This window comes from Enterobacter cloacae complex sp. 2024EL-00711, assembly GCF_047529885.1.
In the GTDB taxonomy this organism is placed as follows: domain Bacteria; phylum Pseudomonadota; class Gammaproteobacteria; order Enterobacterales; family Enterobacteriaceae; genus Enterobacter; species Enterobacter ludwigii.
In genome coordinates, this window is the sequence record NZ_JBLIZC010000001.1 from 800,068 (window position 1) to 813,313 (window position 13,246).

General features: G+C 53.7%; 14 protein-coding genes. 8 read left to right on the forward strand and 6 right to left on the reverse strand.

The window, feature by feature from the left end; translation table 11 throughout:
- Nucleotides 1-7: 7 nt before the first annotated feature.
- The gene (locus ACMVME_RS03940; protein ID WP_068794517.1) at nucleotides 8-1,267 is read left to right on the forward strand and encodes a glycoside hydrolase family 18 protein; all 1,260 of its coding nucleotides are present in this window, start codon (nucleotides 8-10) and stop codon (nucleotides 1,265-1,267) included.
- Between the two features lie 55 nt (nucleotides 1,268-1,322).
- On the opposite strand, the gene ACMVME_RS03945 is transcribed toward ACMVME_RS03940, so the two are convergent.
- Together ACMVME_RS03945 and msrB are read right to left on the reverse strand one after the other, a co-directional pair.
- The gene (locus ACMVME_RS03945; RefSeq protein WP_153852331.1) at nucleotides 1,323-1,586 is read right to left on the reverse strand and encodes a YeaC family protein; all 264 of its coding nucleotides are present in this window, start codon (nucleotides 1,584-1,586) and stop codon (nucleotides 1,323-1,325) included.
- A gap of 56 nt (nucleotides 1,587-1,642) precedes the next feature.
- Nucleotides 1,643-2,056: a peptide-methionine (R)-S-oxide reductase MsrB gene (msrB, locus tag ACMVME_RS03950; RefSeq protein WP_020884441.1), complete on the reverse strand. Its 414-nt coding sequence runs from the start codon at nucleotides 2,054-2,056 to the stop codon at nucleotides 1,643-1,645.
- A 341-nt stretch (nucleotides 2,057-2,397) separates the two neighbouring features.
- Here msrB and gapA point away from each other — a divergent pair, with 341 nt between their 5' ends.
- Nucleotides 2,398-3,393 carry a glyceraldehyde-3-phosphate dehydrogenase gene (gene gapA, locus ACMVME_RS03955; RefSeq protein WP_414743388.1) on the forward strand — a complete coding sequence of 332 codons (996 nt, stop codon included), beginning with the start codon at nucleotides 2,398-2,400 and terminating at the stop codon, nucleotides 3,391-3,393.
- Between the two features lie 74 nt (nucleotides 3,394-3,467).
- The gene (locus ACMVME_RS03960) at nucleotides 3,468-4,352 is read left to right on the forward strand and encodes a D-hexose-6-phosphate mutarotase (RefSeq protein ID WP_068794516.1); all 885 of its coding nucleotides are present in this window, start codon (nucleotides 3,468-3,470) and stop codon (nucleotides 4,350-4,352) included.
- 47 nt (nucleotides 4,353-4,399) lie between these two features.
- Here ACMVME_RS03960 and ACMVME_RS03965 read toward each other — a convergent pair whose 3' ends face one another.
- Both ACMVME_RS03965 and ACMVME_RS03970 read right to left on the reverse strand, forming a co-directional pair.
- Nucleotides 4,400-5,254, reverse strand: coding sequence for an aldo/keto reductase (locus tag ACMVME_RS03965; protein ID WP_068794515.1), 855 nt, complete (start codon nucleotides 5,252-5,254; stop codon nucleotides 4,400-4,402).
- Between the two features lie 91 nt (nucleotides 5,255-5,345).
- A complete protein-coding gene (locus ACMVME_RS03970) occupies nucleotides 5,346-6,095 on the reverse strand; it encodes a MipA/OmpV family protein (RefSeq protein ID WP_014169638.1) in 750 nt (249 codons plus the stop codon).
- 432 nt (nucleotides 6,096-6,527) lie between these two features.
- On the opposite strand from ACMVME_RS03970, the gene yeaG reads away from it, so the two are divergent.
- The 3 genes from yeaG to ACMVME_RS03985 all read left to right on the forward strand — a co-directional run bounded on the left by yeaG (nucleotide 6,528) and on the right by ACMVME_RS03985 (nucleotide 10,460).
- Nucleotides 6,528-8,462 (forward strand): protein kinase YeaG, encoded by a 1,935-nt coding sequence (gene yeaG / locus ACMVME_RS03975; protein ID WP_014169637.1) that lies wholly within the window; start codon nucleotides 6,528-6,530, stop codon nucleotides 8,460-8,462.
- A gap of 99 nt (nucleotides 8,463-8,561) precedes the next feature.
- Entirely contained in the window at nucleotides 8,562-9,845 is a 1,284-nt protein-coding gene (locus ACMVME_RS03980; RefSeq protein ID WP_040017223.1) for a YeaH/YhbH family protein, read from the forward strand.
- Nucleotides 9,846-9,959: 114 nt separating this feature from the next.
- Nucleotides 9,960-10,460 carry a YbaK/prolyl-tRNA synthetase associated domain-containing protein gene (locus tag ACMVME_RS03985; protein ID WP_014169635.1) on the forward strand — a complete coding sequence of 167 codons (501 nt, stop codon included), beginning with the start codon at nucleotides 9,960-9,962 and terminating at the stop codon, nucleotides 10,458-10,460.
- Nucleotides 10,461-10,480: 20 nt separating this feature from the next.
- Here the strand turns inward: ACMVME_RS03985 and yoaI are convergent, their stop codons facing one another.
- Nucleotides 10,481-10,585, reverse strand: a complete 105-nt coding sequence (yoaI, locus tag ACMVME_RS03990) for a small membrane protein YoaI (protein WP_251858844.1) — start codon at nucleotides 10,583-10,585, stop codon at nucleotides 10,481-10,483.
- A gap of 145 nt (nucleotides 10,586-10,730) precedes the next feature.
- Here yoaI and ACMVME_RS03995 point away from each other — a divergent pair, with 145 nt between their 5' ends.
- Nucleotides 10,731-11,177, forward strand: coding sequence for a DUF441 domain-containing protein (locus ACMVME_RS03995; protein ID WP_014169633.1), 447 nt, complete (start codon nucleotides 10,731-10,733; stop codon nucleotides 11,175-11,177).
- Here ACMVME_RS03995 and ACMVME_RS04000 read toward each other — a convergent pair.
- Nucleotides 11,161-11,952 carry an AraC family transcriptional regulator gene (locus ACMVME_RS04000; RefSeq protein WP_014169632.1) on the reverse strand — a complete coding sequence of 264 codons (792 nt, stop codon included), beginning with the start codon at nucleotides 11,950-11,952 and terminating at the stop codon, nucleotides 11,161-11,163. The genes ACMVME_RS03995 and ACMVME_RS04000 overlap by 17 nt on opposite strands.
- 99 nt (nucleotides 11,953-12,051) lie before the next feature.
- Here ACMVME_RS04000 and ACMVME_RS04005 point away from each other — a divergent pair, with 99 nt between their 5' ends.
- On the forward strand, nucleotides 12,052-13,239 hold the full coding sequence (locus ACMVME_RS04005; RefSeq protein WP_068794514.1) for a CynX/NimT family MFS transporter: 1,188 nt from the start codon (nucleotides 12,052-12,054) through the stop codon (nucleotides 13,237-13,239).
- Nucleotides 13,240-13,246: the final 7 nt, after the last annotated feature.

Sequence of the window (13,246 nt, forward strand, 5' to 3'; positions counted from 1 at the left end):
AACTTGTATGAAACGTTTGCCTTTGCTGGCAGCATTACCCCTGCTTTGCGCGTCAGTGGCTTCCGCCACTCCCCTGATGTCTGTGGGATATTTTAATGGCGGTGGCGATGTCACCGCCGGTCCCGGTGGTGATATCAATACGCTCGACGTTCGTCAGATTACCCACCTGAACTACTCATTTGGTCTGGTCTATAACGATGAGAAAGACGAAACCCATGCTGCGCTGAAAGATCCGGCGAAACTTCATCAGATCTGGCTGTCGCCAAAAGTCGTCGCCGATCTGGCGCTAATCCCGACGCTACGTAAGCAAAATCCAAACCTAAAAGTGCTGCTCTCCGTTGGCGGATGGGGTGCGCGTGGCTTCTCCGGCGCAGCCGCGACCCAAGAGAGCCGTGCGGTGTTTATCCGCTCGGCTCAGGAGATTGTCGAAAAATATGCACTCGACGGCATCGATCTTGACTGGGAATACCCGGTAAATGGCGCATGGGGACTGGTGGCCAGCACGCCAGCCGATCGCGATAACTTCACCGCACTGCTGAAAGAATTGCGCACCGCCTTCGGCCATAAAAAGCTGGTCACCATCGCGGTGGGGGCAAATGCAGAAAGTCCGAAAAGCTGGGTGGATGTAAAGGCCATTGCCCCGCTGCTCGACTACATCAACCTGATGACCTACGACATGGCGTATGGCACACAGTATTTCAACGCCAATCTGTATGACTCCAGCGACTGGCCAACGGTGGCCGCCGCAGACAAATACAGCGTGGATTTTGTGGTGAACAACTATCTGGCGGCCGGGCTGAAGCCGCAGCAGATGAACCTCGGGATTGGTTTTTACGGCCGCGTGCCGAAACGCGCCGTGGAGCCCGGTATTGACTGGACAAAACCCGATGCGCAAAACCATCCGGTGACCCAGCCCTACTTTGGGCCTCAGGAGACCGGCTTGTTCGCGTCACTGGGTTACGACCTGACCAAAGATACGTATGTGAAGTACAACGATATTGTGAAAAAGCTCTTAAACGATCCGCAGAAGCGTTTTACCGAACACTGGGACGAACGGGCGCAAGTGCCGTGGCTTTCAGTGAATGCGGCGGACGGCAAGGCGCTGTTTGCCCTTTCCTATGAGAACCCGCGTTCCGTCGCCATCAAAGCGGATTACATCAAGGAGAAAGGTCTCGCCGGGGCGATGTTCTGGGAGTACGGCGCGGATGACAATAACCAGTTAGCGAAACAGCTGGCGGAGTCGCTGGGAATTAAACCCAAAGAGTAAGATAAGCACGCCCTCTCTCCTGAGAGAGGGCGCTGGCAGGACAGCCGCCCCACCGTTACTGCATCTTTATCGTCGCGATCGGCTTTGGCGTGATACCAAAGTCCTCTTTCAGCTCGCGCTTGCTCTTCATCACCATCTGGCCTTGAGTGTCGATAGTCATGTGTTGCGCGTCGGTATTGTTACGCGCCTGCCAGAGCATCACCAGTTGCAGACTGTTCTCTTTTTGCTCCGGCGTGAGCGCGACACCGTCTGGCCATTTTCCCAGTTCAACTGCAGTCACCAGGCGTTGATACACCTCCGGCGTCATACCGCTAATCATGTCATCAATATTCACGATCTCTCCCTTTCAAAGGAATAATTTGCTGAATCGTTTTTTCAACCTTTGATCTGGTCACCGTTTTCATCATCGGTGAAGCTCATCGACGCTGAATTCACACAGAAACGCTCACCCGTCGGCTGAGGACCATCCGGGAAGACGTGTCCAAGGTGAGCGTCACAGGTTCCGCAACGAATTTCAGTACGCACCATGCCGTGCGACGTGTCACTCAGGTAGCGGATCGCATCGTCGCTGACCGGCTCATAAAAGCTTGGCCAGCCACAGCCAGAATCGAACTTCGTTTGGGAATTGAACAACGGGGCATCACATACCAGACAGTGGTAGACACCGTCGCGCTTGTTGTGCAGTAAACGGCCGGTAAAAGGCGGTTCGGTTCCGTGATTTTGTGTCACGTAAAACTGCATTTCGGTGAGGTTTTTTTTCAAATCGTCAGGGTTACGTTGGTTCGACATATGCTTACATCTCGCTGTAGAAACAGACACCTTTTAACCCGGATTCTAACAAAACATTAACACCCTTGCGTGCACTTTTGTTCTAAACTTATGTGTCGCGAAAAGGCGGTCAGGCAATTGTGATCATGTTCACATTTTTATCCTGCGAGGACTTTAAAATGCCGCGCGCAGCCCCCATGTGGTTGCTAGCTCAAAGGGAAAGTGAGGCGAGTCAGTCGCACAAACGTTAGTCACAGGATTGATTTGTCGCAATGATTGACACGATTCCGCTTGACGCTGCGTAAGGTTTTTGTAATTTTACAGGCAACCTTTTATTCACTAACAAATAGCTGGTGGAATATATGACTATCAAAGTAGGTATCAACGGTTTTGGCCGTATCGGCCGTATTGTTTTCCGTGCTGCTCAGAAACGTTCTGACATCGAAATCGTTGGTATCAACGATCTCCTGGACGCTGAATACATGGCGTACATGCTGAAGTACGACTCAACTCACGGTCGTTTCGACGGCACCGTTGAAGTGAAAGACGGCCACCTGGTTGTTAATGGCAAAACCATCCGCGTTACTGCTGAGAAAGACCCAGCTAACCTGAAATGGAACGAAATCGGTGTTGATGTTGTAGCTGAAGCTACCGGTATCTTCCTGACCGACGAAACTGCGCGTAAACACATCACCGCGGGTGCGAAAAAAGTTGTTCTGACCGGTCCTTCTAAAGACAACACCCCAATGTTCGTTCGTGGTGCAAACTTCGAAACTTACGCTGGCCAGGACATCGTTTCTAACGCATCCTGCACCACCAACTGCCTGGCACCGCTGGCTAAAGTAATCAACGACAACTTCGGCATCGTCGAAGGTCTGATGACTACCGTTCACGCGACCACCGCGACTCAGAAAACTGTTGACGGCCCGTCTCACAAAGACTGGCGTGGCGGTCGTGGCGCGGCTCAGAACATCATCCCATCCTCTACCGGTGCAGCTAAAGCTGTAGGTAAAGTACTGCCAGAACTGAATGGCAAACTGACTGGTATGGCGTTCCGCGTTCCAACTCCTAACGTATCCGTTGTTGACCTGACCGTTCGTCTGGAAAAAGCTGCTTCTTATGAAGAAATTAAGAAAGCAATCAAAGCTGCTTCCGAAGGCGCAATGAAAGGCGTTCTGGGCTACACCGAAGACGACGTTGTATCTACCGATTTCAACGGCGAAGTGTGCACTTCCGTGTTCGATGCTAAAGCGGGTATCGCACTGAACGACAACTTCGTGAAAGTGGTTTCCTGGTACGACAACGAAACCGGCTACTCTAACAAAGTACTGGACCTGATCGCTCACATCTCCAAATAAGTTGAGATGAGTTCTTGATCCAAAAAGGCGACTTCGGTCGCCTTTTTTATTGTTTTTAGACAGAGGATTGCTTAATGATTAATAAAATTTTTGCACTTCCGGTAGTCGAACAACTTACCCCTGTGCTCTCCCGCCGACAGATTGATGGTGCGGATATCATCGTCGTTGACCACCCGCGCGTAAAAGCCTCCGTGGCGCTGAACGGCGCACACCTGCTCTCCTGGAAACCTGAAGGCGAAACGGAAGCACTGTGGCTGAGCGACGCGACCTCCTTTAAAAAAGGGGATGCGATTCGCGGCGGCGTGCCTATTTGCTGGCCGTGGTTTGGACCTTCCACTGAGAAAGGCCTGCCTTCTCACGGTTTTGCCCGTAACCAGCAGTGGACGCTGAAAGCGCACAATGAAGACGATAACGGTGCGGTACTGACCTTTGAGCTGCAGGCGAATGAGGAAACCCGTGCCCTGTGGCCGCACGATTTCACCCTGTACGCACGCTTCAAGCTGGGCAAAACCTGCGAAATCGAACTGGAAGCACACGGCGAATTTGAAACCACCTCCGCCCTGCACACCTATTTCAACGTTGGTGACATCAGCGCCGTGAAGGTGAGCGGCCTTGGCGATACCTTTATCGACAAAGTGGATAACGCGAAAGAAGGAAAACTGAGCGACGGCATTCAGATATTCCCGGACCGTACTGACCGCGTTTACCTGCATCCGGAAGCGTGCAACGTGATCCACGACAGCGCCCTGAACCGTGGTATCGAAGTGGTACACCACCATCACAGCAACGTGGTGGGCTGGAACCCAGGCCCGGCACTTTCTGTCAGTATGGCCGACGTGCCTGATGACGGTTACAAAACCTTCGTCTGTGTGGAAACGGCGTGCGTCACTGCGCCACAAAAAACCAGCGAAGAAAAACCGTCTCGCTTAGGGCAGACAATCAGTATTGTGAAGCGCTAATACGCTACCGCCCCTCTTCCTGTAAAGGAGAGGGGCATGCGTCAGGATTAAACGACATCCAGCGGGAGTTTATGGGTGGGTGGCGGGAAAGCATTATCCAGTTTGTGACGTTCTTCCGCGGTGAGGATTATCTCCAGCGCTCCAGCGTTGGCGTTAACATGCTCAATCGAGGCCGCTTTCGGTATGGCAATAACACCCTGATGGCGGATAACCCACGCCAGCAGAATTTGGGCGGCAGTGGCGCGGTGGTTATGCGCGATGGCATTCACGACCGGATGGTTCATCAGCCCCGAACGCAGGCGCCCGGCCTGAGCCAGCGGGCAGTAAGCCATCACCGGCATCGCCTGTTGCTGACACCAGGGAAGCAGATCAAATTCAATTCCCCGTGACGCCAGATGATAAAGCACCTGATTAGTGGCACAGGCGGAACCGCCCTCTTCACGCCACAGCGCCTGCATATCTTCATAATCCAGGTTTGAGACGCCCCAGCGGCCAATTTTTCCCTGCTGCTGGAGTCTTTCCATCAGCGTAATGGTTTCATCCAGGCCATAGTTACCGCGCCAGTGCAGAAGGTAGAGATCAATATGGTCTGTCCCGAGACGTCGCAGACTGGCATCACACGCCGCCTGGCCTTTCTGACCGCCAGCGTTCCACGGGTAGACTTTTGATACCAGAAAAACGTTGTCGCGCTGGCCCTTAATGGCCTCCCCGACCACCTCTTCCGCTCCGCCTTCGGCATACATTTCAGCGGTATCAATTAACGTTAACCCCAGATCAATGCCCGCCCGCAGTGCATTCACTTCGGATTTACGCTGGCTGGCTTTTTCTCCCATATACCAGGTACCCTGTCCAATAGCCGGAAGTGGACGCCCCGCGGAAAAGGTCACGGTTTTTACGCTCATATCATTCCCTCTTTTTCGTTGCACCACACCAATGCAAACGGGGCGCAAGCGCCCCGTTTTGATGCAATGATTGCACTGTTTTAATGCACAATCAGAACTTGTAGGACACACCGACTGAGAATATGCCCGCCCAGGACTTATCAACCATCGGGCTGTCCTTCACTTCATCGCTCAGACGCTCATAGCGCCCGGTACCGTAGACGTTCCAGTCACCGAGGAAGTTATAGCTCGCCGTCAGCTCAAGGTACGGATCCCAGCCGTCGTCCGCACTGTAGCTCTTCAGACCGCTACGACGGGATTCGTTCTTAGAAACACCATAGTAGTAGTCGTTGTAGTTCTCACTGTTATATTGCACACCGATACCCGGGGTTAGCGTTAACGCACCGTTGGTGTAGCGATAGAGCCAGGCCAGATCCCAGATAAAACCGTTGCTGTTATCCAGCGTATCCCCCGCAAGTGCGGTACGCAGGAAGCCATATTCGGTGTTATGCACATAAGAGAGTCCCGCCATCATGGTGCTCTTACGCTTGTCGAGCTGGCGAAGCGCATGGCTGTCGCTGTCACCCGGCTTGAAGTGCGTCGGATCGTAGTAAGCCATGATGGAGAGCTTGTCGGCCGTATCATTCCAGAGATAGTAGCCACCGCCCAGACCGCGGAACCAGAAGTTATCGCCTTCATAGGTGACAACCGGAACTGGATAAACATCACGATCATACTGTTTGTATGGGCTGTTAATCACGCCAACGCCCGCGCCAACAGTCCACTGACTTTCCGCCGCCTGTGCGGTGCTAACAGCGGTTGCGGCAAGTACGCCCAATGCCAGAAGTTTGAGTTTGGTCACAATCCATTCTTTCCTGTAGTCAAATAATCAGCGAGAGAAGTTTAACCGCCATTGTCGTACATCCCAAAATTTTTTGCCTGCTAATCAGTCTGATTAACCCGTTATTTTCAACTTTTCAGGTGACAGCCTGCTTTCATTTATATGACTACTGAATGAAAAACGTGCTTTTACCCTAAAACAGCAGGGGAAATTTTTGGATGAGTTATTGATATGTCATTGAAATTAGATTTTATCGGCATGCAAGTTTTGCAAATGCCATCTACGCTTTAAATTAAGAAGAGTTTTTTCTGAACACCCTGCGGTTCTTAGCGTCTGACCTGGCACACAGGTTGCTGCTCTGGCAGTGAGGTGCGAGAGATTCTCTTCCGGGAGCCTCCACTACTCATACGAACGGCTCTTATCCTGTGCTAAAAAACGAAAGGACGGCATGCCATGAATATATTCGATCACTATCGCCAGCGTTATGAAGCTGCCAAGGACGAAGAGTTCACACTGCAGGAGTTTCTTACCATTTGTCGGCAAGATCGCAGTGCCTATGCCAATGCGGCAGAACGGCTATTAATGGCTATTGGTGAGCCAAACATGGTTGATACTGCCCTGGAACCTCGGCTTTCCCGTCTCTTTTCGAATCGGGTGGTCGCCCGATACCCGGCGTTTGAAGAGTTCTATGGTATGGAAGATGCCATCGAACAGATTGTCTCCTACCTGAAGCATGCCGCCCAGGGTCTGGAAGAGAAGAAACAGATCCTTTATTTACTCGGCCCTGTGGGTGGGGGTAAATCATCACTGGCTGAACGTCTGAAATCACTGATGCAGCGCGTCCCTATCTATGTGCTGAGCGCTAACGGTGAACGCAGCCCGGTGAATGACCATCCGCTGTGCCTGTTTAATCCGCAGGAAGATGCGCAAATTCTGGATAAAGAGTTTGGTATTCCGCGGCGCTATCTTGGCACCATCATGTCGCCTTGGGCGGCAAAACGCCTGCACGAGTTTGGTGGGGATATCACCAAATTCCGCGTCGTCAAGGTGTGGCCATCCATTCTGGAACAGATTGCTATCGCCAAAACTGAACCGGGGGATGAGAACAACCAGGATATCTCCGCCCTGGTGGGTAAAGTCGATATTCGTAAGCTGGAAAACTACGCGCAAAACGACCCGGATGCCTACGGTTACTCGGGTGCGCTGTGCCGCGCCAACCAGGGGATTATGGAGTTCGTCGAGATGTTTAAAGCACCGATTAAAGTGCTGCATCCGCTGCTGACGGCCACCCAGGAAGGCAACTACAACGGTACGGAAGGTATTTCCGCCCTGCCGTTTAACGGCATTATCCTCGCGCACTCAAACGAATCTGAGTGGGTCTCCTTCCGTAATAACAAAAACAATGAGGCGTTCCTTGACCGTGTCTACATCGTCAAAGTGCCTTATTGCCTGCGGATCTCCGAAGAGATCAAAATTTACGAGAAACTGCTTAACCACAGTGAGCTGGTACACGCACCTTGCGCACCAGGCACCCTGGAAACGCTGTCGCGCTTCTCCATTCTCTCGCGCCTGAAAGAGCCGGAAAACTCCAGCATCTACTCGAAAATGCGCGTGTATGACGGGGAAAGCCTGAAAGATACCGACCCGAAAGCGAAGTCTTATCAGGAGTACCGCGACTACGCCGGTGTGGACGAAGGGATGAACGGTCTGTCCACGCGTTTCGCCTTTAAGATCCTCTCCCGCGTGTTTAACTTCGACCATGCGGAAGTGGCGGCGAACCCGGTTCATCTGTTCTATGTGCTGGAGCAGCAAATTGAACGCGAGCAGTTCCCGCAGGAACAGGCTGAACGCTACCTTGAGTTCCTGAAAGGCTACCTGATCCCGAAATATGCGGAGTTCATCGGCAAAGAGATCCAGACCGCCTACCTGGAGTCTTATTCAGAGTACGGGCAGAACATTTTTGACCGTTATGTCACCTATGCTGACTTCTGGATCCAGGATCAGGAGTACCGCGACCCGGATACCGGCCAGCTGTTCGACCGGGAATCCCTGAACGCAGAGCTGGAAAAAATCGAGAAGCCGGCCGGGATCAGTAACCCGAAAGACTTCCGTAACGAGATTGTGAATTTCGTCCTGCGCGCCAGAGCGCATAACAACGGACGTAATCCGAACTGGACCAGCTACGAGAAACTGCGCACGGTAATCGAGAAGAAAATGTTCTCCAATACTGAAGAGCTGTTGCCGGTGATTTCGTTTAACACTAAAACGTCAACCGATGAACAGAAAAAGCACGACGATTTTGTCGACCGTATGATGGAGAAAGGCTACACCCGCAAACAGGTTCGCCTGCTCTGCGAATGGTATCTGCGCGTACGTAAATCGTCTTAATACAAGTACAAGTGCCCGGTAGCGCATACGCCTGCCGGGCTACAAAAATGTCCGGCACGTCCGGACACTGCAAGTTGGCAAATGCAGTACGGGGGATATATGACCTGGTTTATTGACCGTCGTCTTAACGGCAAAAACAAGAGCACGGTAAATCGCCAGCGCTTCTTGCGCCGTTATAAAGCGCAAATTAAACAGTCGATCTCCGAGGCCATCAATAAACGCTCGGTGACCGACGTCGACAGCGGCGAATCTGTCTCCATCCCCACCGATGACATCAGCGAACCGATGTTTCATCAGGGACGTGGCGGCCTGCGCCATCGCGTACACCCAGGTAATGACCACTTCGTGCAGAACGACAGAATCGAGCGCCCGCAAGGCGGCGGGGGCGGTTCAGGAAGCGGTCAGGGACAGGCCAGCCAGGACGGTGAAGGACAGGATGAGTTTGTCTTCCAGATTTCAAAAGATGAGTATCTCGACCTGCTGTTTGAGGATCTGGCGCTGCCGAATCTGAAAAAGAACCAGCATCGTCAGCTTAACGAGTACAAAACCCATCGCGCGGGATATACCGCAAACGGCGTGCCCGCTAACATCAGCGTGGTCCGTTCGCTGCAGAACTCTCTGGCGCGACGCACGGCCATGACGGCAGGTAAACGGCGCGAACTCCGCGAGCTGGAGAGCAACCTGAAGGTGGTGGAAAATACGGAACCGGCGCAACTGCTGGAAGAGGAACGCCTGCGCAAAGAGATAGCCGAACTCCGGGCTAAAATAGACCGGGTACCGTTTATCGACACCTTCGACCTGCGCTACAAAAATTACGAAAAACGCCCCGAACCGTCGAGCCAGGCGGTCATGTTCTGTCTGATGGATGTCTCCGGCTCGATGGACCAGGCCACCAAGGATATGGCGAAGCGTTTTTATATCCTGCTCTATCTGTTCCTGAGCAGAACCTATAAGAACGTGGAAGTGGTCTATATTCGCCACCACACTCAGGCGAAAGAGGTGGATGAACATGAGTTCTTTTACTCGCAGGAGACCGGTGGCACCATCGTGTCGAGCGCTCTGAAACTGATGGATGAAGTGGTGAAAGAGCGTTACGACCCGGCGCAGTGGAACATCTATGCCGCGCAGGCATCAGATGGCGATAACTGGGCAGATGACTCCCCGCTGTGTCACGACATACTGGCGAAGAAAATTCTGCCGGTGGTGCGTTACTACAGCTATATCGAAATTACCCGCCGTGCTCACCAGACGCTGTGGCGTGAGTATGAACATCTGCAATCGATGTTTGATAACTTTGCCATGCAGCATATCCGCGATCAGGATGATATCTATCCAGTGTTCAGGGAACTGTTCCATAAACAGTCAGCCAACAGCAATGCCTGACCCAACAGCCAGCGAATCCGCTGGCTGTTTTCTTTACGTCCTGCCTATCCCAACGGCGAAATATTCTGTGCTAAGGTTAAACGCTGCGTATTGGTATTTAACAGGTAAATCGCTATGTCTGATGACGTTAAGGGAACAACAACCCACCAGCAACTCATTACGTTGTTAACCCAGCAGGGCGCACGATTTCGCGTCATGGAGCATGACGCCGTGGGGAAATGCGAAGCGGTGAGTGAGATCCGCGGAACCGATCTGGGGCAAGGGGCAAAAGCACTGGTCTGTAAGGTGAAGGGAAACGGCGTAAAAAAACACGTTCTGGCGATCCTCGCCGCCGATCTGCAGGCCGATTTAAGCCAGCTTGCCAGCCATTTTGGGGGGATAAAAGCGTCTCTCGCAAGCCCTGCCGAAGTCGATACCCTGACCGCCTGCGTTTTTGGCGCCATTCCGCCTTTTAGCTTCCATCCCGATCTGGCACTGGTGGCCGACCCGCTCCTGTTTGAGCGTTTTGATGAAATCGCGTTTAACGCCGGTCTGCTGGAAAAATCCGTGATTATGGATACGCAGGATTATTTGCGTATCGCCCGTCCTGAGCTGGTGACGTTCCATAAAGCGTAATCGTGTAGGCTGGCATCCCGTCAGCCTTTTTTTTCCAGAAAAATAACTGACGAGACCAGGATAATGGCAACAGCGAAAAACGATGAAGAGATGATCAGCGTTTCGATAAACATGTGATCGTACATTTTTGCGCCCCTTTTTCGATGCCTGCCCCTGTTTTATCCCCCGTAAATGACAGGGTTATGACAGCAGTAAAATCTTTTTAAAAACTGTCTTCAGCCGTGTTTCCGCGTAAAGTAAGCAGGCTTACTCTTTTGGCAAGGATTCCTTATGTTTGACCCGACTCTGCTCATTCTTCTGGCCCTCGCTGCGCTTGGCTTTGTCAGCCATAACACCACCGTCGCTATCTCAATTCTGGTGCTGATCATTGTGCGCGTGACCCCGTTAAACACCTTTTTCCCGTGGATAGAAAAACAAGGTCTCACCATCGGGATCATCATTCTGACCATTGGGGTGATGGCACCTATCGCCAGCGGTACGCTGCCTGCCTCGACGCTGCTGCACTCGTTTGTGAACTGGAAATCGCTGATAGCGATAGCGGTAGGCGTTTTTGTCTCGTGGCTGGGCGGGCGTGGCGTTACGCTGATGAGCAGCCAGCCCTCGCTGGTGGCCGGTCTGCTGGTGGGAACCGTGCTGGGCGTGGCGCTCTTTCGTGGCGTTCCGGTGGGCCCGCTGATTGCGGCCGGGCTGGTCTCACTGTTTATCGGGAAGTCATAGTCAGGCTGGCAATATAGCGCGCTGGCGTCTGCCCCAGCCCCTTCTTAAACATCGTGATAAACGCGGTGGTGGAGTCGTACCCCAGCGACTGCGCCACCTGCTGTACCGACTTTCCCCCAATCAACAGCTGTAACGCCACAATAAGCTGCAGCTGATGCCGCCAGCGGCGAAAGCTCAGGCCCGTCTCTTTTACCACCAGGCGCGCCAGATTGCGCTCACTCATGGCGAAGTGGCTCGCCCATTGTGCCAGCGTCTGCCAGGCGGCAGGCTCTTCCGCCATCTTCTCGCTCATCAGCCGGATTTTTGGATGAGGCGAAACGGGCAGTTGCAAATGTTCCTGACGCTGCAGCGGTAGCTCGTCAAAAAGAACATCCACCAGACGCGATGTGGCAGCAAGCGAAAGCGCTTCACGTGATTTTTCCGCCAGCGATAAGATCAGTTCCCGCACCAGAGGGGAGATCTTCAGGGTGCAGCAGCGATCGGGCAAACTTACCGCTCCGGGTTCAATAAACAAAAAGCAAAGCTGGGCACCCGGCGTGGCCTTATTGCTGTGCGGCATCTGGCCAGGGATCCACACGGCATACTGGGGCGGAACCATCAGCATGGCGTTTTCCACTTCGCAGGTGATGGCGCCCCCCAGCGCCAGAATCAGCTGTCCCTTACGGTGTTGGTGCCGCGGAATGTATTGTTCCTGCGCCACCACGCGGATGCGAAACGCGACAGCCGCATCATGCTGGCTATCGGGATCGTAGCCGTCCAGTCCGAGACCAATCATCAGGTTGTCCGATATTAGCGATAAACTGTCATTTTAGCCTGATTTCAACCGTGGAGAAAATCGGTATTGTGTGCGCTCGCTTGAACGTATGAGAACACAATGACTACTGCAATTCGGGTTTCAGGAAAACAGGGCGCGCTGCTGATCGCAGGTATCCTGATGATTGCCACTACGCTTCGCGTCACCTTTACCGGAGCAGCACCGCTGCTCGATACCATTCGTCTCGATTATGGCTTGAGTACAGCGCAAACCGGTCTGCTGACCACCCTGCCTCTGCTGGCTTTCGCCCTTATCTCCCCGCTCGCCGCAGGTGTTGCCCGGCGTATCGGCATGGAGCGCAGCCTGTTTATCGCCCTGCTGCTGATTTGCGTCGGCATTGCTGTGCGCTCCCTGCCTTCCGCCCCCCTACTTTTCATCGGTACGGCGGTGATTGGCTGCGGTATCGCACTGGGCAATGTGCTGTTGCCTGGGTTAATTAAACGTGACTTCCCGGGACAGGTTGCCAGACTCACCGGCGCGTATTCCCTGACGATGGGGATCTCCGCGGCGTTAGGTTCCGCACTGATTGTTCCGCTGGCGCAGGGGGAAGCCGGCTGGCATGGCGCCCTGCTAGTGCTGATGGCCTTTCCGCTGGCGGCGTTACTGCTCTGGCTGCCACAGTGGCGTCAGAAACACGTTGCGACGGTGACCGGTGCAGGCGCGTTACATAACCGCGCCATCTGGCGCTCTGCCCTCGCCTGGCAGGTCACCCTTTTTCTGGGGATTAACTCGCTGATTTACTATGTCATCATCGGCTGGCTACCGGCGATCCTGCTCAGCCACGGGTATAGCGAAGCCCAGGCGGGTTCTGTGCACGGACTCTTACAGCTGGCCACCGCCGTGCCGGGTCTCGCTGTGCCGCTGATCCTCCATCGTCTGAAGGATCAGCGAGCAATCGCCGGCGTCGTGGCGCTGTTGTGCGCGATAAGCGCAGCAGGATTGTGGTTTGCGCCGGGAATGGCGGTCATGTGGACGCTGGTGTTTGGTTTTGGTACCGGGGCAACGATGATCCTTGGCCTGACCTTCATCGGGCTGCGCGCCAGCTCTGCGCATCAGGCCGCGGCCTTGTCCGGCATGGCACAGTCGGTTGGCTATCTGCTGGCCGCCTGTGGCCCGCCGTTGATGGGCAAAATTCACGATGCTGCCGGTGACTGGCGGTATCCGCTTCTGGCCTGTGCACTGGCCGCCGTGATCATGGCCGTTTGCGGTATGCTTGCCGGGCGTGACCGGGAGGTAACGCCCCGTTAGTAGAATG

Excerpts from the sequence above, each read along its gene's own strand:
- ACMVME_RS03940 (WP_068794517.1), top strand. The coding sequence starts at position 8 with ATGAAACGTTTGCCTTTGCTGGCAGCATTACCCCTGCTTTGCGCGTCA.
- ACMVME_RS03945 (WP_153852331.1), bottom strand. The coding sequence starts at position 1,586 with ATGATTAGCGGTATGACGCCGGAGGTGTATCAACGCCTGGTGACTGCA.
- msrB (WP_020884441.1), bottom strand. The coding sequence starts at position 2,056 with ATGTCGAACCAACGTAACCCTGACGATTTGAAAAAAAACCTCACCGAA.
- gapA (WP_414743388.1), top strand. The coding sequence starts at position 2,398 with ATGACTATCAAAGTAGGTATCAACGGTTTTGGCCGTATCGGCCGTATT.
- ACMVME_RS03960 (WP_068794516.1), top strand. The coding sequence starts at position 3,468 with ATGATTAATAAAATTTTTGCACTTCCGGTAGTCGAACAACTTACCCCT.
- ACMVME_RS03965 (WP_068794515.1), bottom strand. The coding sequence starts at position 5,254 with ATGAGCGTAAAAACCGTGACCTTTTCCGCGGGGCGTCCACTTCCGGCT.
- yeaG (WP_014169637.1), top strand. The coding sequence starts at position 6,528 with ATGAATATATTCGATCACTATCGCCAGCGTTATGAAGCTGCCAAGGAC.
- ACMVME_RS03980 (WP_040017223.1), top strand. The coding sequence starts at position 8,562 with ATGACCTGGTTTATTGACCGTCGTCTTAACGGCAAAAACAAGAGCACG.
- ACMVME_RS03985 (WP_014169635.1), top strand. The coding sequence starts at position 9,960 with ATGTCTGATGACGTTAAGGGAACAACAACCCACCAGCAACTCATTACG.
- yoaI (WP_251858844.1), bottom strand. The coding sequence starts at position 10,585 with ATGTACGATCACATGTTTATCGAAACGCTGATCATCTCTTCATCGTTT.
- ACMVME_RS03995 (WP_014169633.1), top strand. The coding sequence starts at position 10,731 with ATGTTTGACCCGACTCTGCTCATTCTTCTGGCCCTCGCTGCGCTTGGC.
- ACMVME_RS04000 (WP_014169632.1), bottom strand. The coding sequence starts at position 11,952 with ATGATTGGTCTCGGACTGGACGGCTACGATCCCGATAGCCAGCATGAT.
- ACMVME_RS04005 (WP_068794514.1), top strand. The coding sequence starts at position 12,052 with ATGACTACTGCAATTCGGGTTTCAGGAAAACAGGGCGCGCTGCTGATC.